18 protein-coding genes are annotated in these 21,317 nt (G+C 40.5%); 15 read left to right on the forward strand and 3 right to left on the reverse strand.

Features of this window, described 5'->3' with window-relative positions:
- The first annotated feature begins 505 nt into the window (after positions 1-505).
- The 10 genes from JOC77_RS03185 to speD all read left to right on the forward strand — a co-directional run bounded on the left by JOC77_RS03185 (position 506) and on the right by speD (position 12,119).
- Positions 506-934 carry a cell wall hydrolase gene (locus JOC77_RS03185; protein WP_204538486.1) on the forward strand — a complete coding sequence of 143 codons (429 nt, stop codon included), beginning with the start codon at positions 506-508 and terminating at the stop codon, positions 932-934.
- 552 nt (positions 935-1,486) lie between these two features.
- The gene (locus JOC77_RS03190; protein ID WP_239558564.1) at positions 1,487-2,494 is read left to right on the forward strand and encodes a LacI family DNA-binding transcriptional regulator; all 1,008 of its coding nucleotides are present in this window, start codon (positions 1,487-1,489) and stop codon (positions 2,492-2,494) included.
- Between the two features lie 11 nt (positions 2,495-2,505).
- On the forward strand, positions 2,506-3,816 hold the full coding sequence (locus JOC77_RS03195) for an ABC transporter substrate-binding protein (protein WP_204538489.1): 1,311 nt from the start codon (positions 2,506-2,508) through the stop codon (positions 3,814-3,816).
- A gap of 216 nt (positions 3,817-4,032) precedes the next feature.
- A complete protein-coding gene (locus JOC77_RS03200; protein WP_204539172.1) occupies positions 4,033-5,271 on the forward strand; it encodes a carbohydrate ABC transporter permease in 1,239 nt (412 codons plus the stop codon).
- A 91-nt stretch (positions 5,272-5,362) separates the two neighbouring features.
- Entirely contained in the window at positions 5,363-6,190 is an 828-nt protein-coding gene (locus JOC77_RS03205) for a carbohydrate ABC transporter permease (protein ID WP_204538492.1), read from the forward strand.
- Between the two features lie 19 nt (positions 6,191-6,209).
- Positions 6,210-6,932: a ThuA domain-containing protein gene (locus tag JOC77_RS03210; RefSeq protein WP_204538495.1), complete on the forward strand. Its 723-nt coding sequence runs from the start codon at positions 6,210-6,212 to the stop codon at positions 6,930-6,932.
- Positions 6,933-6,950: 18 nt separating this feature from the next.
- Positions 6,951-7,991: a Gfo/Idh/MocA family protein gene (locus tag JOC77_RS03215; RefSeq protein ID WP_204538498.1), complete on the forward strand. Its 1,041-nt coding sequence runs from the start codon at positions 6,951-6,953 to the stop codon at positions 7,989-7,991.
- 15 nt (positions 7,992-8,006) lie between these two features.
- Entirely contained in the window at positions 8,007-9,071 is a 1,065-nt protein-coding gene (locus tag JOC77_RS03220; RefSeq protein WP_204538501.1) for a Gfo/Idh/MocA family protein, read from the forward strand.
- A gap of 4 nt (positions 9,072-9,075) precedes the next feature.
- Entirely contained in the window at positions 9,076-10,044 is a 969-nt protein-coding gene (locus tag JOC77_RS03225; protein ID WP_204538504.1) for a sugar phosphate isomerase/epimerase family protein, read from the forward strand.
- Positions 10,045-11,291: 1,247 nt separating this feature from the next.
- Positions 11,292-12,119, forward strand: a complete 828-nt coding sequence (gene speD / locus JOC77_RS03230; protein WP_204538506.1) for an adenosylmethionine decarboxylase — start codon at positions 11,292-11,294, stop codon at positions 12,117-12,119.
- Between the two features lie 103 nt (positions 12,120-12,222).
- Here the strand turns inward: speD and JOC77_RS03235 are convergent, their stop codons facing one another.
- Positions 12,223-13,149 (reverse strand): MerR family transcriptional regulator, encoded by a 927-nt coding sequence (locus JOC77_RS03235; RefSeq protein ID WP_204538509.1) that lies wholly within the window; start codon positions 13,147-13,149, stop codon positions 12,223-12,225.
- Between the two features lie 322 nt (positions 13,150-13,471).
- Here JOC77_RS03235 and JOC77_RS03240 point away from each other — a divergent pair, with 322 nt between their 5' ends.
- The 3 genes from JOC77_RS03240 to JOC77_RS03250 all read left to right on the forward strand — a co-directional run bounded on the left by JOC77_RS03240 (position 13,472) and on the right by JOC77_RS03250 (position 15,701).
- Complete coding sequence (locus tag JOC77_RS03240; protein ID WP_204538512.1) at positions 13,472-14,290, forward strand: STAS domain-containing protein; 819 nt, start codon at positions 13,472-13,474, stop codon at positions 14,288-14,290.
- Between the two features lie 234 nt (positions 14,291-14,524).
- A complete protein-coding gene (locus tag JOC77_RS03245; RefSeq protein ID WP_204538515.1) occupies positions 14,525-15,055 on the forward strand; it encodes a YceI family protein in 531 nt (176 codons plus the stop codon).
- A 145-nt stretch (positions 15,056-15,200) separates the two neighbouring features.
- Complete coding sequence (locus JOC77_RS03250) at positions 15,201-15,701, forward strand: DinB family protein (protein ID WP_204538518.1); 501 nt, start codon at positions 15,201-15,203, stop codon at positions 15,699-15,701.
- A 49-nt stretch (positions 15,702-15,750) separates the two neighbouring features.
- On the opposite strand, the gene JOC77_RS03255 is transcribed toward JOC77_RS03250, so the two are convergent.
- A complete protein-coding gene (locus JOC77_RS03255) occupies positions 15,751-16,791 on the reverse strand; it encodes an LLM class flavin-dependent oxidoreductase (protein ID WP_204538520.1) in 1,041 nt (346 codons plus the stop codon).
- Between the two features lie 240 nt (positions 16,792-17,031).
- Between JOC77_RS03255 and JOC77_RS03260 the strand changes: the two genes are divergently transcribed.
- Together JOC77_RS03260 and JOC77_RS03265 are read left to right on the forward strand one after the other, a co-directional pair.
- Positions 17,032-17,622: a molybdopterin-dependent oxidoreductase gene (locus tag JOC77_RS03260; RefSeq protein ID WP_204538523.1), complete on the forward strand. Its 591-nt coding sequence runs from the start codon at positions 17,032-17,034 to the stop codon at positions 17,620-17,622.
- Positions 17,623-18,088: 466 nt separating this feature from the next.
- Entirely contained in the window at positions 18,089-19,210 is a 1,122-nt protein-coding gene (locus tag JOC77_RS03265; protein ID WP_204538526.1) for an NADH-dependent flavin oxidoreductase, read from the forward strand.
- A gap of 128 nt (positions 19,211-19,338) precedes the next feature.
- Here the strand turns inward: JOC77_RS03265 and pepF are convergent, their stop codons facing one another.
- Entirely contained in the window at positions 19,339-21,225 is a 1,887-nt protein-coding gene (pepF, locus tag JOC77_RS03270) for an oligoendopeptidase F (protein WP_239558565.1), read from the reverse strand.
- Positions 21,226-21,317: the final 92 nt, after the last annotated feature.

A 21,317-nucleotide genomic window follows, 5' to 3' on the forward strand; every position in this document is an offset into this window, starting at 1 on the left:
CAGGTTTACAGAACCCGAGTTCTGTTCATACTTAAAAATTTTCCTTGACCGGTAAAACTAGAGTACAGTGAACATACTGTTAAATATAAAGCCAGATCATTTTGGCATAAACAGTTTGTATCCGGGGTGATGCAGTGCATAGGATTCATCAATTAAAAAATGTAAGCTGGGAAGGCTTAACGTTGAAATATGTTAATCATTCTTCTATTGTGGTTCTTTATATGGTTTACTTTGTAATCGCTTTGATTTTTGAAATTTTTCTCGTTTTATTATCGCTGCTGGCACTTTACATAACCATCGCTTATCAATATAAGCCTGGTATTACTATTTTTATCTGTATGGTGATTTTGCTGTGTTTAATTGTATTGACAATCAGAATATTAAGGGATGTCTATAAAAATAAGTGGAAAGCTCAAACGTCTTGTTGAAGTATTATAGAAAATGTTTGTGTCATCGGCAGCGCAAACTCAATATGATGTAGGTAAACACACAATGAGGTGAAGCTATGCCAGTAGTTCAGCACACAACTGCAGATCTCAATCTCTTAGCAAGATTGCTAAGAGCCGAAGCAGAAGGGGAAGGGCAGCAAGGAATGATGATGGTTGGAAACGTAGGGATTAACCGGATTAGAGCCAACTGCTCGGATTTTAAAGGACTTCGTACTGTTCCCCAGATGGTGTATCAGGAACATGCATTTGAAGCTGTCCAAAAAGGTTATTTTTATCAAAGGGCCAGAGAAAAGGAGAGGCGCCTTGCTCGCCGGACACTAGCGGGTGAGCGGCTATGGCCGGCCAAATACTCTTTGTGGTATTTCAGGCCGCCGGGAAACTGCCCGTCAACCTGGTATAATCAGCCGCTTGTAGGCCGTTTTAAGCTGCACTGCTTTTATCAGCCAACAGGGGAAACATGTGAAAATATTTATAATACCTATTAACAGGTCCATGTTAGGCAGTTTTGTATTTCAAAACTGCCTGATTGTCTGCATTCGTTATAGGTATTGTCATCCTGGCCTGGCAGCTATTGCAGGCATGCAGCATGCTAATTAAGGAGAAATCAAAATCCTCTTAAAAACCAAAAAAACCTCTAAAATCTCGAAAAATCCTCTGAAAATTAAATCTTCCCTCTTGAAAATCACAAAACCCTCTTAAAAGATTCCCAGCCTCCTAACAAATACATTTAGACTTCATAGGAGGACAGATAAAAGAGTCGCTATTTAAGTTATATGTTCTACCAGGGAGAAAATCGCAAACAACCTAACGGTCATCATCTTCACACAGCCCTTACTTATGCAAATCCCCATTCTAAAGTACTGATTTTTGTCGAAAATCCTCGGATAATAGAGAAATATTTTACTTGTATAGGCAAATTAGAATTATTTTTCAGAAAAGTCTTGAAATCGATTTCAATGTGAAGTAAATTTAAGTTGTAAGCGGTTTCTGAAATCGATTGCATAAAACAAAAGAAGGAGGGAAAAGGGGGATTTCAATTGACCACGATTGCAGATGTAGCCAAACTGGCTGGGCTTTCCAGAACTACTGTTTCAAGGGTTTTAAACAATCATCCGAATGTAGCTGAAGAAAAAAAACGGCTGGTTCTTGAAGCGATGGAAAGGTTAAACTACGTTCCTAACTCAACTGCCCAGCGGCTGCGCAACCAAAAAACGGATACCATCGCCATTTTAGTCCCAGTACTTACTAATCCTTTTTTTGCTTATCTTTTAGAGGCGATGGATACAGTTGCTACCGATAATAACCTGCAATTGCTAGTTTGCCAGACCCGATACGACAGAGAAAAAGAATTAAATTTTTTAAGCTTGCTAAAAACCAAGCAAGTAGATGGTCTTATCCTAACTTCAAGTGAGAATGACTGGGACATAATAGCCGAGTTTACACAATACGGCCCGATTGTCCTCTGCAATGAATACAGTGAGCTGGTTAATGTGCCGACTGTCCGTATGGATAATACGGAAGCTGCTTATGAGGCGGCCTGCCACCTTATAGAGCAGGGCTGCAAAAAAATCGCTTATTCGTATGGCGAAAAAAAAAGCAGTGTTGCTTTAGAAAGAGAGAATGGTTTCAGAAAAGCACTTCAGGAATACGGCCTTCCATTAAATAAAGAATGGATCATCCGCAATGTGTATGACATGGAAGATGGAAGAGAAGCGCTGAACTATTTATCTCGTCTGCCAGATAAGCCCGATGCCGTGTTTACAGGCAGTGACCAGGTTGCTACAGGAATGATTATAGAAGCAAAAAAGCAGAACATTAACATTCCTGATGATTTGGCAATCGTCGGTTTTGATGACCAGCCCATTGCCAGTATAGTTGAGCCCGGTTTAACAACTATCGCTCAACCGATTCAACAAATGGGGACTAAGGCTATGGAAACCATGATAGAGGTAATTCTACATAAACGAAACTTATCATACCATGAGATTTTATTACCTTTTGAATTAATTGTAAGAGATTCTACAAACCGAATTTCATTTAATTAGGGGGTACCACAATGAAAAAATCTAAAAAAACAAAACTATTATCCGTTTTTGCTACTTTATCTCTTGCTCTTGCAGCCTGCAGTGACTCCAGCAGCGGCGGTGAAACAACGAAAGAAAAGAAAACTGAAGGCGGCAAAGGCGAAAAAGTTACCCTTATCTATGCACGCGGTAAGGACGTAACTAAAGGTACTGATAAAATGGTAGAGGCTTTTGAAAAGTCTCACAAAAATATTGATATTAAATTCAGAGAAATGCCTGCAGATACAGGACAGCAGCATGACGCTTATGTAACTGCCTTCAATGCAAAGTCATCAGAAATTGATGTGATCGATATGGACGTCATCTGGCCGGCCGAGTTTGCGCAGGCTGACTATGTATTGCCGCTTGACCGTTTTATCCAGCAGGACGGCATAGATCTTAATGAATACAACCAGGGAGCATTAGGTGCAGCCCAGTTTAATGGAAAACAATGGGCACTTCCTAAATTCGTTGATGCCGGACTTCTTTTCTATCGAAAAGATCTTGTAAAAGAAGATGAAGTTCCTAAGACGTGGGATGACCTTCTTGCACAGGCAAAAGCTAAAAACGGCCAGGGCGGAACAAAATTCGGTTACATTATGCAGGCTAAACAGTACGAAGGGTTAGTTTGTAATGCTGTTGAATTTGTATCAGCTTACGGCGGACAGTTCATCAATGAAAAGAACGAAGTAGCTGTAAACAGCCCGGAAACCATTAAAGGATTGAAGAAATTAGTTGAAATTGCTAAGTCTGATGTGGTTCCAGGCAACGTAACAACATTCGCTGAAACTGAAACAGACCAAGCTTATATTGAAGGTCAGGCTGTTTTTGTTCGTAACTGGCCATATGAATATGCCAGTGCAAATGATAAAGAAAAGTCTAAAATTGCCGGCAATGTAGGTGTAGCTCCGCTTCCTGCAGGCGACAAAGGATCTGCTGCAGCTCTTGGCGGCTGGATGGCTGGTATCAATAAAAATTCTAAGCATCCTAAAGAAGCTTGGGAATTCCTAAAATTTATGGCTGGTCCAGAAGGACAAAAAATTGACGCGATCTATGGCGGCCATGCACCTACTATCTTAAAGCTTTATGAAGATCAAGAAATCTTGAAAGCAAACCCTACCTTTGCTGATAAAGGGTTCCAGGATGGATTAGCTGCTGCTGTGTCTCGTCCGGTTGCTCCTAACTACCCAGAAATCTCTGAAATTATCCAGATCCATGTTTCTAAGGCGATTGCTGGCCAGGAAACAGTTGAGCAGGCTGTGCAAAACATGGAAAAAGAAATGAAAGAAAAACTAAAATCATAAGGTTTAGCATGAATTGGTTAGCCTTCATTTATTGAAGGCTAATCCATTTTTTCACAATAAAGGTGGGTGTAAAAATTGAAAAATGGCGGGATTAATGGACAAAATGACTTAGAAGTTAGTAAGAAAAATCCTCAACTCTCAAAATTGAAAAAAGAACCTAAACAAAAGAAAGCTTTTAGTGAAAGCAAAGCAGGCTATCTTCTTATTGCTCCAGCTATGATCCTTATTTTTTTAGTTGCAGTTTGGCCAGTTTTACAGTCCTTTTACTTCAGTCTTTTTGATTTACGCTTAAATAACCCTACGAAATCTGAGGTCCATCTGAGCTATAATGTCGATCTGGAAAGATATCTTAACAACTATCCTTTTCTAGTAAGCGCGATTGATAACGAGGTCAGAGAAGGGAATGCGGCTAAAGAACTGGAAAATGTTAAAACTCAGCTTAAAACAATTGATGAAAAGCTCCAAAAAGATGCTGATGTAAAGACTAAATACAGCGCTGTTAATGATAAGCTGATGAACTTTGAACAGCCCGGAGCAGACATCCGCATGGTTGAAGTGGAACGGGACATAGCCGAGGATTATCTAAAAACAACAGATTCTGTATTAGCTTCCCTAAAGAAAGTCACAAAAGAAACAAAGCTTTCCCAAGAGGATAAAGTAATTGGTCTGGCAGCAGGACTGAAAGATTCGATTATTAAGCCTAATTTTATAGGACTTAAACATTATAAGGATAATCTAAGCGAAACCCGTATGTGGAAAGCGCTTGGAAATACGATGACCTTTACGGTTATATCTGTTGCTGTTGAGCTGATCCTTGGACTTGCTATCGCTTTGTTAATCAATAAAGCATTCTTTGGAAGAGGATTAATCCGTGCAAGCATTCTGATTCCATGGGCGATCCCAACCGCCGTTTCAGCGCTGATGTGGAAGTTTTTATATGATGGGCAAAACGGTATTATTGCGAAAATCTTCGAGGATGTAGGCCTTGTTGATAAAATGAGTAATCTCTTAGTTACCGACACTGGAGCCATGTTTGCCGTCATTTTCACAGATGTCTGGAAGACCACTCCATACATGTCCCTGCTGATCCTTGCCGGTCTGCAGACCATACCTTCCTCCCTGTATGAAGCCTCAGCGATTGATGGAGCAGGGAAATGGAAGCAGTTTACAACCATTACACTGCCGCTTTTGAAATCTAGTATTCTAGTGGCTTTGCTATTCCGAACACTCGATGCTTTCAGGGTATTCGATTTAATCTATGTTCTAACCGGAGGCGGTCCTGCGAATTCGACCGAAACAATCTCCATTCTTGCTTATAAGGTTATGTTCTCACAAACGAACTTTGGGGAAGGATCTGCTTTAGCCGTTATAGTGTTTCTCTGTGTAGCAATCATTTCCATGCTGTACATTAAGTTTTTAGGAAAAGATCTTTTGAATGATGGAAGGGGCAATTAGGTAATTTAACGCAACCCTGGTAATAACCGCGCCAGGTAACGCAGACACTGCCATATTGTGCTTATGACCAATACGCTTTAGGAGTGAGAAAATGAAGAAAAAAGCCGGCCCCCTTTTTTATATTTTTCTAGTAGTCTTTGTATTTTTCATCATGTTCCCGTTTCTGTGGATGCTGATCAGCTCCGTCAAGCCTCTAACTGAGTTATTTGGAGATAAAGCATTTACACCATATACAAGTGATCCGACATTAAAAAGCTATATTTCAGTATTTGTTGATTATCCATTTTTAAGGTATCTGTGGAACAGTGCAGTTGTGTCAACCATAACCACCGTTTATACTGTGCTTGTTGCTTCATTTGCAGCCTATGCAATAGCCAGGCTTAATTTCAGAGGGAAAACAGTCATATTAGGCCTTGTTCTTTCTGTTACGATGTTCCCGCAGATTGCAACGATTTCGCCTATTTATATTTTCTTGAAGAATCTGGGACTAACAAACTCATATCTTGGGTTGATTATTCCATATACTACCTTTACACTGCCACTCTCTATTTGGCTTTTGGTAACTTTTTTCCGCAAGATCCCATCGGATCTGGAAGAAGCAGCAAAAATCGATGGGGCAACCTTAATGCAGACATATTGGAAGGTCATTATGCCGCTTGCTGTTCCTGGAATGTTTACCACTGCTATTCTTGTCTTTATCGCAGCATGGAACGAGTTTTTGTTCGCCCTTACGATTAATACAGAAGAAAAGTACAAAACCGTACCAATTGGAATTGCCATGTTCCAGGGCCAGTTTACCATTCCATGGGGGGAAATAGCAGCAGCAACAGTGGTCGTTACCGTGCCTCTTGTAATCATGGTGCTTGTTTTCCAAAGAAGGATCGTTTCTGGATTAACGTCTGGATCCGTAAAAGAATAGAAAAGGAGATTAGAGGATTATGATTAATGTAACGGTCTGGAATGAAAATCAGCATGAAAAGAAAAATGAAAAAGTAAGAGAAGTCTACCCCGAGGGAATTCATGGAGCAATCGCTTCTTTCTTACAACATGAAGACTATAACATCAAAACGGCAACACTTGACGAGGAAGAGCAGGGTTTAACCGCCGAAGTTCTTGAAAATACAGACGTGCTTCTTTGGTGGGGACATATCGCCCATGATCAGGTAGAAGAAGAAATCGTTGAAAGAGTCACTCAGAGAGTACTGGATGGGATGGGATTAATTGTTCTCCACTCAGGCCATTTCTCCAAAATTTTCAAAAAGCTGATGGGAACTTCATGTGATTTAAAGTGGCGGGAAGCCGATGAAAAGGAACGAATCTGGGTTGTTGACCCAAGCCATCCAATAGCTGAGGGGCTTGGCGAGTACATCGAACTGGAAAAAGAAGAAATGTACGGTGAGCATTTTGATATCCCGACACCTGATGAATTAGTTTTTGTCAGCTGGTTTGAAGGCGGAGAAGTATTCCGCAGCGGCTGCACCTTTAAGCGGGGCAGCGGCAAAATCTTTTATTTCCGTCCGGGACACGAAACATACCCGACGTATCATAACCAAGATGTGCAGAAAGTAATCAAAAATGCGGTAAAATGGGCTGCTCCGGTAGACCGCAAAAGACCTGTGTACGGAAACGCAAAACCACTTGAATTAATTTCAGCTAATTAAGCAAAGGAGGAAATAAGCATGACAACAATAAAAATAGGGGTTGTGGGCTGTGGAAGTATCGCAAGGCACCGCCATTTACCTGAGTATGAAGCTAATAAAAATGTAGAAATAATTGGAGTTTGTGACATTGCAGCAGATCGTGCGGAAGAAATGGCCGCAAAATATGGAGCAAAAGCTTACACCAAATACGAAGATCTATTAGCGGATCCTGCAATCGATGCCATTTCTGTTTGCACACCAAATTACCTGCATGCTCCAGTTTCTATTGCGGCTTTAAATGCAAGTAAGCATGTGTTATGCGAGAAACCAATGGCAACCTCAAAAGAAGAAGCAGAGGCAATGATAGAAGCTGCACAACAAAATGGAAAAAAATTAATGATCGGACACAATCAGCGCTTTGTTCCTTCTCATGTTAAAGCACGTCATTTGATTGAGAGCGGAGCCGCAGGCCGGATTTATAGCTTTAGAACAGCTTTTGGCCATCCAGGACCAGAAGGCTGGAGCGTAGATGGCAAAGAAAGCTGGTTCTTCAAAAAAGAAGAAGCATTCATTGGTGCAATGGGAGATCTCGGCGTTCACAAATCTGATCTTATCAGATATCTGCTTGGAGAAGAAATTGTAGAAGTGGCTGCATTCGTAGAGAACAGTTCAAAGGCCAACAGTACGGTTGATGATAATGCAGTCTGTATTTTAAAATCAGAAAGCGGAATCATTGGAACACTTGCAGCCAGCTGGTCGTATGGAAAAGAAGACAACTCTACTATTATATATGGTGAAAAAGCAGTTCTCCGTCTGGAAGATAATCCGGAGCACTCCCTGATTGTTCAGTATATTGATGGAGAAACAGTAAAATATGAGCTTGGCAGAATCCAGTCTAACGAAGAAGGCGGGCAAAGCAGCTCACAGGTTATAAATCATTTTGTCGATAGTATAATTCATAACACCGTAGTTCCAGTTAGTGGAGAAGAAGGCAAGAGATCTCTCGGAATCATCTTAGCGGCACTTGAATCTACAGAAACTAAGCAGATTGTAAGTTTAAAAGAAAAACAACTGATCTAAAGACAGGTGATGACGATGACAGAGCTTAGAATAGGTATTATTGGTGCCGGCGGTATAGCGCAATCGAGGCATATACCAACATTGTTAAAATTGAACGAACAGGTAATTATCGAAGCGGTGTATGACGTAAATCAAGCAGCCGCAGCTGCTGCAGCCGGCCGGTTTAACATTCCAAAAATAATGAATTCTCATCAGGAACTTTTTGCCGAAGTCGATGCTGTCGTGATTTGTACGCCTAATAAGTTTCACTCTGAAATTGCTATTGCCGCGTTACAGGCAGGAGTACATGTTTTATGTGAAAAACCAATGGCATTAACTTCGCAGGAAAGCGAAGCCATGATACAGGCATCAAAATCATCAGGCAAAGTCCTATCCATCGGTTTTCATTACCGGTTTATGAAAGAGTCGATTGCAGCCAAAAAGGCAGTGGAAGCCGGCGACATTGGCAATCCGCTTGTTGTCAGGGTAAAGGCATTAAGGCGCCGGAAAGTGCCGGGCTGGGGAGTGTTCACTAATAAAGACCTCCAGGGCGGCGGAAGCTTAATCGATTATGGCTGCCATCTTCTGGATCTTTCACTATGGCTGATTGGCAACCCAGCTCCAACAGAAGTGACCGGAACTACGTATAACGCTCTAAGCAAAGTTCCAGGTCAGGTCAATCAATGGGGCACATTTAACCACGATACATTTAACGTAGATGACCATGTTACTGGTTATATTAAGTTCGAAAACGGTACCTCTCTATTACTCGAAACATCCTGGTCCAATAACATCAAGGAAGATGTTATTGAAGAAGTAAGCATTTCAGGCGATATGGGCGGCTTAGAGGTATTTCCTTTCAGCTTGAATTATGCTAAACACGGAATGCTGTTTAACAGCGAAGCTGCCTGGCTTCCTGGTGAGGAGGATCCAAGCCTCCCGCAGGCACAAAACTTTATTGATGCGTGTCTGGGACGAGCCGAACAAATCGTCAAGCCTGAAGAGGCTTTGCAGGTGACTCAAATCATTGAGGCGATTTACGAAAGCAGTGAATCAGGTCAAGCGGTATCTATTCAATCAGAAAAAGAAAGGGTGAACTGACAGTATGAAACTTGGAGTATTTACGGTATTGTTTTCTGAAAAGACCTTTGAAGAAATGCTAGATTATGTGAAAGCAGCCGGACTTGACGCCGTCGAAATCGGAACCGGAAATTATCCGGGGAACAGTCATTGTCCGCTTGATGAACTTCTTGAAAATGAAGAAAAACGGATAACATACAAAAAAGCAGTCGAGGATAGAGGACTAACCATCAGCGCATTTAGCTGCCATGGCAATCCGCTTTCTCCTGATAAAGAGTTTGCCAAAACCTCTCATGAAACATTTGTAAAAACAGTTCAGCTGGCAGAATTAATGGAAGTACCAGTTGTCAATTGTTTCTCAGGTACAGCAGGTGACCACGAAGGTGCCAAATATCCCAACTGGCCGGTAGCTCCATGGCCTAACGAATTTGGGGATGTCCTTCAGTGGCAGTGGGAAGAAAAACTAGTTCCCTATTGGAAAGAATGGGGAACATACGCTGAAAAGAAAAACGTGAAAATCGGGCTTGAACTGCATGGAGGGTTCCTTGTACATACTCCATACACCCTATTGAAGCTGCGAGAACTAACGAGCCCGGCCATCGGTGCAAACCTGGATCCAAGCCATCTCTGGTGGCAGGGAATTGACCCTGTTGCTGCCATTAAAATCCTTGGCAAAGAAAATGCCATCCACCATTTCCATGCCAAAGATACATATATCGACCAGGACAATGTCAATATGTATGGCCTGACAGACATGCAGCCATATGGCAATGTGCAGACAAGAGCCTGGTCCTTCCGCTCAGTAGGCTGCGGCCACAGCATCCAGGAATGGTCCGATATGATGAGCGCCCTTCGTACCTTCGGCTATGATTACGTAGTAAGTATCGAACACGAAGACCCAATCATGTCCATTGAAGAAGGCTTTGCACGAGCCGTTCAAAATCTGCAATCTGTATTAATCAAAGAACAGCCATCTGCTATATGGTGGGCTTAACCAAGTAAGGCAGCTAATAAGCTGCCTTTTTTATTTATCTTGATTTTTTTACAAGAGGTAATAAAGTGTGGTTCTTGGTTGTTGTTGGATTCAACCCTATAACCTCCATCAGAGTGCAGCACAATGGGAATGAATTGCGGGCCATATAAAAAAGCCCATTCACATGGACTTAATAACATTCTGACTAAGATTTTTTTGCAGTGGCAGAAGATGGGGGATCCTTGGATGGAAGGACAAGGTAAATGGAGTTATACAAGTAGTGTCGAGTATCCAAATCCCCATAAAAAACTGGAATCCCCATGAAATTCCATTTTTACCCATAAAAACATAATAACCCTTGTAAGTGGAGAGGGCTCCATAAAAAAAGATCGAGAAGACGCTTTATGATATTTGTCTAAATATAAAAATCGCTTTTTAGATCACTTATGGCTAACTAATAGTATTTTCTTTCCTAATTCAATTTTTCAGCTGGTAGAGTGTATCTACTAGTACTCATGATCGGAAGTCTCCAGAGGGTTATGTGAGCAGAAATAAAGGGGATGCGAGCAAAAAAAAGAATTTGAGAGCAATTAAATTTCATCTTCCGAGCAGATTGTGAAAGTTCCGAGCAATCCGAAACCATGCAATCATAATCAATGGGCTGCGAGCAAAAAAGGAGTTTGAGAGCAATGAATTTTCATCTTGCGAGCAGATTGTGAAAGTCCCGAGTAATCCGGAACCATGCAATCATAATCAATGGGCTGCGAGCAAAAAAGGAGTTTGAGAGCAATGAATTTCATCTTGCGAGCAGAGGGTGAAAGTTCCGAGTAATCCGGAACCATGGGACCATAATCAGTTAGCTGCAAGCAAAAAAGGAATTTGCGAGCAAACATTTCACTTTGCGAGCAGATTGTGAAAGTTCCGGGCAATCCGGAACCATGCGAATTTAATATACTTTTTGCTCACTAGAATATTTATTGAACACACACGATCCATCCCCCAAAAATCAAAGGATCTCTATGTAATTCATACTGTTCGAAACAGCGTACCGCTCAATTACATCCAGATGTTCCATATTCGCTAACTCCATAGATGTCGTAGTTATCACAATGCTGTTTTCCTAATCAATTTAAAGGGTATTAATACCTTATATGGACAAGGAAGTATAATTCCCGGTTTAACAGTAAATATTACCATGGAAATGTATTTGGGAATTAAGTCATTAACATACAGAACATAAAAAAATTTTAAACAAGGGGAAATGACTGATGTCACTTACACCAGAGCAGAGAATTGAACTACATGGCTTTAATAATTTAACTAAATCTTTAAGTTTTAATATGTATGATATTTGCTATACGAAAACTAGAGAAGAACGCGAAGCGTATCTAGAGTATATTGATGAGCAGTATAATGCAGACCGGTTGACTAAGATTTTAACCACTGTGGCCGATATTATTGGGGCACATGTGTTGAATATTGCAAAACAGGATTATGTTCCTCAAGGGGCGAGTGTGACGGTTCTAGTTTCAGAAGGTCCGGTTGTGGAAGTTCCGAATGAATCGTATGAAGAATCCCCAGGGCCTCTTCCTGATAATGTTGTTCTTCAGCTTGATAAAAGTCATATTACTGTTCATACGTATCCAGAATTTCATCCTGATGAAGGGATCAGTACATTTAGAGCTGATATAGATGTTTCAACGTGTGGAGAAATTTCACCACTTAAAGCATTAAACTATTTAATACATTCATTTGATACCGATATTATGACGATTGACTATCGTGTGAGGGGATTTACAAGGGATATAACAGGACATAAATTATTTATAGACCATGAAATAGATTCGATTCAAAATTATATTCCTGTAAATGTTCAGAGCATGTATCACATGATTGATGTGAATGTATACCAGGAAAATATTTTTCACACGAAGTGCAAGCTGAAGGATTTTGATTTAGACAACTATTTGTTTGGCTATACGAAGGAAAAGCTCTCAAAAGAGGAACAAACAACTATAACAAGAAGATTGGTAAGAGAAATGGATGAAATTTTTTACGGTAAAAACATTAAAAACGGCTTTACTGATGATGAATAGGGAAGTCTAATGATCTAGCTGTTAAATCATCCTTAGAACAGATTCCCATATTATTGAACAAACAAGCTGGAGGGAGATCTCCAGCTTGTTTGTTGATATTCTGTTAAAACACTTTCCACCATTTCTTTGTCTTTTTGGCTGCTGCGACTTCTCGGTAACTAGTTACCATATCTTGAAAAACATCTTCCCGCTGCTGGATTGTCCGTCCCAATTGTTCGAAATTTTGAGTGATGGTTTCTACAAAGTTTTCTTGATCTTCCTGAAGAGTTTTTGTCATTCTTATCATGTCTTTTTGCGCTTGATCAAGGCTGCTTGACGCGCTGTAAAGCATGCTCTTGTAATCTTTTGTTGCGGTTTTGGAAGATTCAGAGATTTGCTGCGAAAGCTGTTCATAAGTGCCTTTTGAAGTTTTCGCAATAGTATCGGATAAGCTTGCAAAGGTATCAGAATTTAGTCTGGCTGCCTCAGAAATGCTTTGTGTAATTTCATTTAAATCCGATTTTCTCTTTTCATTTGATCTCTGGATAGACTTAGAAAGGCCCTGAACGGTACGGATCGTTCCTTCGTGAATTCCGTTTTTAACTTCTTCAATAATTTCCATCTGATTCTTTTTAATTTCTAATTTAATTTCTTTTATTAGATTTTGCTTATATGTTTCAAGGGCAGCCTGGAATTCTTCCATATTGGGTACCGGCTGCGGTGCCACGGCTTGTTCTTGTTTGATAAGGGATTGTTCCACTGTGGCAGGTGCTCCGAAAGATTCAGAAGCAGCTTCGGAACCTTCGTTGAAATGCTTTTCCAGCAGCATTCGGATCATGCCCTTGCTGAGATTTTTCTCTCTCATTTCCTTAATCTTAGCTAAAATGGAGATTTCGGTTTCTGTATAAAATCGTGCTCCCTGCCTGGATCGAGGGATAACGAGCAGCCCGTTCAAATCCTTTTCCCATTGTCTAATGGTGCCTGTAGGAACACTAATTTTTTTTGAAACATCTTTTATTGAATATGCTTTTAAAACCTGACTTTTATTCATCTATAATCTCGTCCTTTCCGAAGGGTTTATCAAATGACCGTGTGTTTTTTGGTTATGTCTCTATATTCTTCAACACGAATCCCTTTTTCCTGCCATGTGACAAAAGCTTTGAAAACTAGTGGTGATTCTCCAAATATGGGTAAAAATCTGCAGGGTTTTAAACAATATGACGAAAAAAGAAAGTTCTTATATGTAAACAAATTCTTTTCTTTGCCGGTAAGTCAAGGCATTTAGTTTCTGAAAGATAAAATTCAATGTATTTACACTTATTGAATATTGTGCGAATCTTGTAATATACGATTATTTACTAGGAGAGACTTACATGACATTACGTAATTTGAAACAGACCTTCAGCGAATTGATTCTGAAACATTCGGAAGAATTAGCAGATGCTATGTTTGATGAACTATTTTCACTATACAGAGGCCGTTTTACAGAAGATGAAATTAAGGCAGGAACGGTACACTTATATATTCAATTAATAGAAATAATAGCCAGGGGCCTGGTAGATGATTGTGTGCAGGAGGAAGCGCCCGCCTGGGGGGAAAAAGTAGGAGAACTTTCTATAAATAATGGTGGTGAACTTGGAGGAACTATTAAATCTAGTAATTTATATAAAAAAGTGATCTGGTCTTTCCTTCTTAAACAAGGGGAAAGTCAAAAGATTTCATACGTAGAAATGAATGACATTTTATCGGAAGTTGATGCCATTATCACGTTAACGATTTATGGATTCACCAATGCCTTTACCAAACATACGGAAAAGGAACTTAAAGAAAAAGAAAATCTTTATTTAAAAGTTTCAGTTCCATTAGTACCTATCTCTTCTAATGTAGCTATTTTGCCATTAATTGGAGAAATAACCGATGTTAGATCAGAAGTACTCCTTCAGGAAACTCTGCATGCCTGCACAAGTAAGCGCTATGAAAACTTAATTTTGGATGTTTCAGGAATTTATTCAATCAATTCACTAGTAATAGCTACACTTTCAAAACTAATAGATTGTTTAAATCTGCTAGGTGTTGATGTCATGGTCACCGGAATACGGAAAGAATTAAGTTTATCTTTTATTGAACATGGTGTTTTTCTGCGAGGAGTCAGAATATATAGCAATCTTAGCAATGCTATTCAGGATTTATAAAAAAAGAACGGCCAAACCCCCCTTTATCTTGAAGGGGGGTTGTTTGTCCAGAGTATTACACCAGCATGGACTGATAAGCCGTTTTTCGTAAAAGGGCAGGAGATTGTATGGGTCATTTTCAAAATAATAATAATATTCAATTGACAATACATGCCAGCCATTTTATAATTATCTCATATTAATTTATCTTTAATTAAAAATAAATTAAATCATACTATTTGGGGGATTTTAAAAATGACAAAAACAAAATGGGCTTTAGACCCAACACACAGCAGTGTAGATTTTTCAGTAAAGCATATGATGTTTGCAAAAGTGAATGGTTCATTTAATAAGTTTGATGCAGTCATTGAAGCTGATCCAGCTGATCTTACTTCTGCAGACATTGAATTCACAATTGATGCTGCCAGCATAGATACTCGCAACGATGACCGTGATGTTCATCTTCGTTCAGCTGATTTCTTTGATACTGAAAACTATCCATCTATCACATTTAAATCAAATGAAATTACTAAAACCAGTGAAAATGAATATTCGGTTGCTGGTGTCCTTACAGTTCACGGAGTTACACGTCCTGAGACGTTTACTGTGACATTTGAAGGCCAGGGAAAAGACCCTTGGGGCAATGAAAAAGCAGGTTTTAGCGTGGAAGGCAAAATTAAACGCAGCGACTTTGGTCTTACCTGGAATGCAGCATTAGAAACGGGCGGAGTACTTGTTGGAGACCAAATTAATATTTCTCTGCAAATACAAGCTGCAAAAGCATAATATATAAATGATACGGGTTATTAGGGCTTTAGGGTCATTAATAACCCGTTTTTTTAGTTTTGCGATAGCCTGATAAGGGTATTTATTTCCAATAGTATTCTCCTTCTTTACAATGATCATTAGTACTATAAAAAGAGGTGAAAAAATGGCAGGGATTAAAGATATCCTTCTCAATGAAATGGAAGTTTGCCATTCCAAAATAGAAATGTTCTCTGGAATGAATAACTCGTTAAAAGGGCTGACAGCAAAGCAGGCAGGATGGAGGGAAGAAGAGTGTGATAATTCGATATGGGATGTTGTGAATCACCTGATTTTTTGGAATGAACGCTTTTTGCATCAATTTATTGGACTTCCAGTAAGTAAAGAAGAATTCAGCAATGATTCCACTTTCTTTAAAGAAAAAGATTCTTCTCTCTTAAACGAAGAACAGTGGGAGAACGCAGCTGCTCGATTAGAACAGGTGTTTAGAGCTTGGAAAGAAGCAGTCATGGAGTGTGATGAGGAAATGCTTCTTACACCTCCTGCTCCAGAAAGACCATGGTGGAAGACCATTTCTTCCATGAACCTGCATACAGCGCATCATATAGGACAGATCATTTACATACGGAAACGTCAGGGATCATGGGAACCGGTTAATTGGCATTAAACAATAACAAATAAGAGCCGGCAAACATGCCAGGCTCTTTTTGAACTTCTTATTTTTTCATAGACACAGCTTCTGCTACTATTTGGAAGGATCGTAAGCGTGCTTGATGGTCAAAAATTTGTGCGTTAACCATCATTTCATCGGCTTGGGTCAAGTCTAAAAAGTCCTGCAGTTTTTCTGTAACGGCAGCTTGGTCTCCAATGATAGAAGAGCCGAGCTGCTGCTCTAGGGCAGCTTCCTCATAAGGACTCCAAAGGTCATCCATGCTTTCAACAGGAGGCTGAAGGGGAACAGGATTATTACGAATGAGGTTTAAAAACTGCTGCTGCATGGAAGTTGCAAGACGCCGTGCTTCTTTTTCTGTATCAGCGGCAATTACATTTACACCAACCATTGCATATGGCTTATCAAGTACTTCGGAAGGAGTAAAGCTTCTGCGGTATAAATCTAAAGCTGGCAGTGTATTGTCCGGTGAAAAATGGCTCGCAAATGCAAACGGAAGTCCCAGCCGGCCGGCAAGCTGCGCACTAAAACCGCTTGAACCCAGCAGCCAGATAGGAATATTCAGCCCTTCCCCCGGAATGGCATGAACATGTCTGCCGCCGACAGCCTCTGATGTTTTAAAATAATTTCGGAGTTCCTCCAACTGTTCAGGGAAATCCTGGCCATCGCTCCTGCGGTCACGGCGAAGAGCGTGCGCTGTCAGCTGATCGGTTCCTGGTGCCCGTCCTAATCCTAAATCGATACGGCCCGGAAATAGAGATTCAAGCGTTCCGAATTGTTCGGCTATCATGAGCGGTGCATGGTTCGGAAGCATTATCCCGCCAGATCCTACACGGATAGACTGGGTACCTGCGGCAACATGGCCGATTACGACAGAGGTTGCAGAACTTGCTATCCCTGGCATATTATGATGCTCAGCAAGCCAATAGCGGTTAAAACCCCATTTTTCAGCATGCTGTGCAAGACTAAGCGAATTCTTAAAAGAATCAGCTGCAGTCCCGCCAGCGACAATCGGCGCCAGATCAAGCACTGAAAATTTAATGTCCTGAAGCTTTTTATTTTGATCTATAGAAGGTGTGTTTGACATCTATTTCATCTTCTTTCTGTAAGTGATCCAACTATGTAAGAAGCTTTCTTACAAAATACATTTTAACAGCAGAGAATTAGGTATCAAAATGTTTTGTTTTACACGTTTATTATAAAGGGAGACACTAAAAAGTTTATCGTGTGATGATTAGCTTATATTAATCGGTACAAAAATATGTTATATCGGCAAAAAAGAAAAGCGGACGGGCAGTATGAGAAATTGAGAAAGGCAGTGAGAGCCATGAAAAATCAACTTCCACCCGGACAGTTTGAAACGAACAACTGGCCAATCCTTCACCAGGGAGACATCTATTCTTTTAATGAAGATACCTGGCAATTCAGACTGTTTGGCAATGTAGAAAAGGAAGCGGTATTAACGTATTCCGATATGTTAAGTCTGCCTAAAACCATATCGGCAATAGATATGCATTGTGTAACTACATGGTCTAAATTTGGCACGACTTTTGAAGGAATTGCACTGCGGGAACTGCTGAATCTGGTCAGTTTAAAAGAGGGAGTAACTCATATTAAAGTGTATGGGCACTATAACGGCGATCCGTATGGTTATTCAGCTAATTTACCGCTCGAGCCGTTACTCGGGGATGATGCCCTATTTGTGTACCGCTGGAAAGATAAGAACCATGATTGGCAGGATATAACTCCAAAGCATGGATATCCTTTGCGTTTTATCCCTCCCGCTTCTTTTTATTTATGGAAAGGAACAAAATGGGTAACAGGTATCCGTTTTATGAAGCAGGATGAAGCAGGGTTTTGGGAAGAATTAGGGTACTCGATGAGTGCTAACCCTTTTAAAGAGGAACGGTATAGATAACAAGCGGTTCCGTTCACTAAAATCAGTTGTTAGAGACATGAAAATGCATAAGGAATCTAGAGGTAAGTCTTTCATAGGAAATGAAGGACAAAATCTAGAAATGTCCTTCATAATGGAACTGAAGGACAAAGTTTAGTAAGTGAGTTGGAGAAAAGTCCTTCATAAAGGAATGAAGGACAAAATCCTATCAGCGTCTATTGGTACTCTACAACTTCTTACTGAAAGATATTTTTTTGCCGCAGGAATTGCCTTTTAAATAAACGGCAAACTAGGAAAAGTCCTTGCAGCAAGTGCATTGACACAATTTATATATGTACCGGTTTACAATGATTTATTAAAGGGAAAAGCTGTTGAATATATATTTGACTGAACAGATATGGCTATCACCTTGTTCCGCGTGTAATTGAAAAACTAGAAATTGGACAATATTGTTAAGCGTATTTAACAATGACAACTGGAGGAATACATGATGAATACAAAATATGAGCCCTTGTTTAAAACATTTTCCTTACCGAATGGAGTGGAGTTGAAAAATCGTATAGTGATGGCTCCCATGACTAATTTTTCTTCCAATGAAGATGGAACTGTTACAGATCAGGAAGTAAATTATTATGTCCGCCGCTCAGGGGGAGTGAGTATGGTTATTACCGCTTGTACATATGTAACGGCAAACGGTAAAGGCTTCCGTGGCGAATTTGGTGCAGATCATGATGAAATGATACCAAGCTTAAGACAGCTAGCACAAGCGATTAAAGCCCAGGGAGCCAAAGCCGTTCTTCAGATCTTTCATGGCGGACGTATGTGCCCGCCTGAACTGGTGCCAAATGGAGAGATTGTGAGTGCCAGTGCCATAGCTGCGGAAGGGGAAGGACAGCCAGTTCCGCGTGAATTAACAGATCAGGAGATAGAAGATATCATAAAGTTCTTTGGAGATACCACCCGCCGTGCCATTGAAGCAGGATTTGACGGTGTAGAAATACATGGTGCTAATGGCTATCTCATTCAGCAGTTTTTCTCTCCGCATTCAAACCGGCGCGAGGACCGCTGGGGAGGCAGTCTGGAAAATCGCCTTTCTTTCCCGCTTGCAGTGGTTGAAGAAGTGAAAAAAGCAGCAGCCACAGCAAACGAACCATTTATTGTAGGCTATCGATTCTCACCGGAGGAACCGGAGACTCCAGGTATCACGATGGCGGATACACTGAAATTAGTGGATGTTCTTTCCGAGCAGGGCTTAGATTATCTTCATATTTCATTGCAGGATTTCACATCTGTTCCTAGGAGAGGAGTCGAAGACGCACGCTCCAGGCTTGAAATCGTACAAGAGCGGGCTGGCGGCAAAGTACCTATTATTGGTGTAGGCTCTATCCTTACTGCCGATGATGCGTTGAAAGCCTTTGAAACTGGAGTACCTCTATTAGCATTAGGACGCGAACTGATTATCGATCCAGATTGGGTGCAAAAGGTTGAGCAGGGAAAAGAAGATGAAATCGTTACAAAGATTCATAAAGACAAACAGCAGGATCTTGTAGTACCAGACCCGCTCTGGCAGGCAATTGTCAATACTCCGGGCTGGTTCCCGGGCGTGTAATCCGCTCTACTCAAATACTTAAGTTCCAGCCAGCACTTAAATTCAGGCTGAATGGGATTTAAGGCTGCTCCATTAGATTAAGTAAACAGTAGAATAGCCTGGCATATCTTCTCATGCCAGGCTTTTTGCTATTCGTTCAGTAACTTTTCTAGTTCATCCAATGTTTCACTGAAAACCTGCAGCGATTGTTCAATCGGTTTTGACGTTGACATGTCAACGCCCGCATCTTTTAAGATACTGATTGGGTCAGAAGAACCCCCAGCCATCAAAAACTTTTCTTTCAGGCGTTTAACGGCAGGCTGCCCCTCATCCAGCACTTGTTTGGCTAGAGCAGAAGACGCAGCAAAGCTGGTAGCATACTGATACACATAAAAATTATAGTCGTAGAGATGTGGAATACGGGCCCATTCCATAGGTATTTCATTATCGGCAGCTACCAGGCTGCCATAGTACTTCTTATTTATATCTCCATATATCTTTTTCAAGGATTCTGCATTAAGAGATCCGCCTTTTGCTTCCAATTCATGAATAGATCTTTCGAATTCTGCAAACTGAGCCTGCCGGAAAAGAGTTGTACGGAAGTCTTCGAGTCTTTGATTTAATAAAAACACTTTCTCTTTTTTCGTTTTCGCTTTTTTGTATTCACTCTCCCAGAGAAGATTTTCGTTCAGCGTAGAAGCTACTTCTGCTGTAAAAGTGGCATTGCCTGAATTGATATATGGCTGTGCTTTTTTAGAATAATAAGAATGCATAGCATGACCTAATTCATGTGCCAACGTGGATACATCATTTTTTGTCCCCTGATAATTCAGCAGAACGTATGGATGAGTGTCATAGGCTCCCCATTGAAACGCTCCGGTACGCTTATCTTCGGTAGAATACACATCAACCCAGTTATGGCTGAATGATTTATTTAATAGAGTCTCGTACTCCTTACCGAGAGGCTTTAAACCTTCTATTACCATTTTCTTGGCTTCTTCAAAAGGAATATACTTGTTATTACTGTCAACAATAGGTGTGTACATATCATACATATGAAGGTCATTGACTCTCAGCATTTTTTTCTTTAATTCCATATAGCGGTGCATTTGTGGAAGTCCTTTATGTACGGAGCTGATCAGCTGGTCATACACAGCAGCCGGTATTTCGTTGGGTGTAAGAGCGGCTTCTACTGACGACTTATACTTTCTCACATCTGCACTGATATTATGGGATTTAACCTGAGCGCTCATTACAGCCGCAAAGGAGTCCTGGAACTTTGTAAGCGTGCGGTAATAAGCCTCGTAAGCCGCTTTTCGTACTTTGCGGTTTTTACTTTCCATATATGTACTATAATTCACTCGTGTCAGCTGAACCTCTTTGCCTTTCTCATCTTTAATTTTAGGGAATCTCACATCTTTCGACAGCATGGTATAGACATTTGCTGCTGTTCCGCTTAAGGGAGAGATCTTTGCTAATAATTCTTCTTGTTCTTTAGATAAGGTATGAGGCTTGGTCCGGATGATATCCGCAAGAAAATTTTTATATAGTTGCAAGTCTGGCTCATTTAGATATTTTTCCATTTGAGACCCTGGTATTTTACCTAATTCGGGGCTGAACCAGGCAGTCTTCTCTGCTATGGCTGCAGCCATGGTATCGGCACGATTAGAGAGGGCCTGCAAATCATGATTGGATTCATTGGTGCTCAACTCTAAATTGATATAAACATAAGCCTTTTCTTCTATGCGTAATAATTTAGTATAAGCATCCATTGCCTTCTTTATCTGTGAGGCTGATTGACCGAGACTGCCCTGATATGTTTCTTTAAACTGGACAGCTAAGGCTTCAGCTTTCTTCACATCAGCTGCCCATGCGCTTTTGGTTGGGTAAATTTCATGAAGCTTCCATTTAAAACGAGATGGAATCTCTTCCCTGGATTCATAGTTTATTTCTGTTCCTTTATACGCAGACGCTTGATTAAAAGGCGAAAGCAGTATGGCTGCAGAAGTTAACAGCACAATCATGGGTTTGATCAAATGAGTTCCTCCTAAATGAATTTAATTGGATAGATGACTAGGAGCCGAACAGGTTCATTAAAGGTTCTATCTTTGTAGGATGGTCATTCCTT

Source organism: Peribacillus deserti, assembly GCF_016909175.1.
Lineage (GTDB): Bacteria > Bacillota > Bacilli > Bacillales > DSM-1321 > Paraperibacillus > Paraperibacillus deserti.

What these genes read in the sequence shown, in the direction of transcription:
- JOC77_RS03185 (WP_204538486.1), top strand. Translation starts at nt 506, where the DNA reads ATGCCAGTAGTTCAGCACACAACTGCAGATCTCAATCTCTTAGCAAGA.
- JOC77_RS03195 (WP_204538489.1), top strand. Translation starts at nt 2,506, where the DNA reads ATGAAAAAATCTAAAAAAACAAAACTATTATCCGTTTTTGCTACTTTA.
- JOC77_RS03200 (WP_204539172.1), top strand. Translation starts at nt 4,033, where the DNA reads ATGATCCTTATTTTTTTAGTTGCAGTTTGGCCAGTTTTACAGTCCTTT.
- JOC77_RS03205 (WP_204538492.1), top strand. Translation starts at nt 5,363, where the DNA reads ATGAAGAAAAAAGCCGGCCCCCTTTTTTATATTTTTCTAGTAGTCTTT.
- JOC77_RS03210 (WP_204538495.1), top strand. Translation starts at nt 6,210, where the DNA reads ATGATTAATGTAACGGTCTGGAATGAAAATCAGCATGAAAAGAAAAAT.
- JOC77_RS03215 (WP_204538498.1), top strand. Translation starts at nt 6,951, where the DNA reads ATGACAACAATAAAAATAGGGGTTGTGGGCTGTGGAAGTATCGCAAGG.
- JOC77_RS03220 (WP_204538501.1), top strand. Translation starts at nt 8,007, where the DNA reads ATGACAGAGCTTAGAATAGGTATTATTGGTGCCGGCGGTATAGCGCAA.
- JOC77_RS03225 (WP_204538504.1), top strand. Translation starts at nt 9,076, where the DNA reads ATGAAACTTGGAGTATTTACGGTATTGTTTTCTGAAAAGACCTTTGAA.
- speD (WP_204538506.1), top strand. Translation starts at nt 11,292, where the DNA reads ATGTCACTTACACCAGAGCAGAGAATTGAACTACATGGCTTTAATAAT.
- JOC77_RS03235 (WP_204538509.1), bottom strand. Translation starts at nt 13,149, where the DNA reads ATGAATAAAAGTCAGGTTTTAAAAGCATATTCAATAAAAGATGTTTCA.
- JOC77_RS03240 (WP_204538512.1), top strand. Translation starts at nt 13,472, where the DNA reads ATGACATTACGTAATTTGAAACAGACCTTCAGCGAATTGATTCTGAAA.
- JOC77_RS03245 (WP_204538515.1), top strand. Translation starts at nt 14,525, where the DNA reads ATGACAAAAACAAAATGGGCTTTAGACCCAACACACAGCAGTGTAGAT.
- JOC77_RS03250 (WP_204538518.1), top strand. Translation starts at nt 15,201, where the DNA reads ATGGCAGGGATTAAAGATATCCTTCTCAATGAAATGGAAGTTTGCCAT.
- JOC77_RS03255 (WP_204538520.1), bottom strand. Translation starts at nt 16,791, where the DNA reads ATGTCAAACACACCTTCTATAGATCAAAATAAAAAGCTTCAGGACATT.
- JOC77_RS03260 (WP_204538523.1), top strand. Translation starts at nt 17,032, where the DNA reads ATGAAAAATCAACTTCCACCCGGACAGTTTGAAACGAACAACTGGCCA.
- JOC77_RS03265 (WP_204538526.1), top strand. Translation starts at nt 18,089, where the DNA reads ATGATGAATACAAAATATGAGCCCTTGTTTAAAACATTTTCCTTACCG.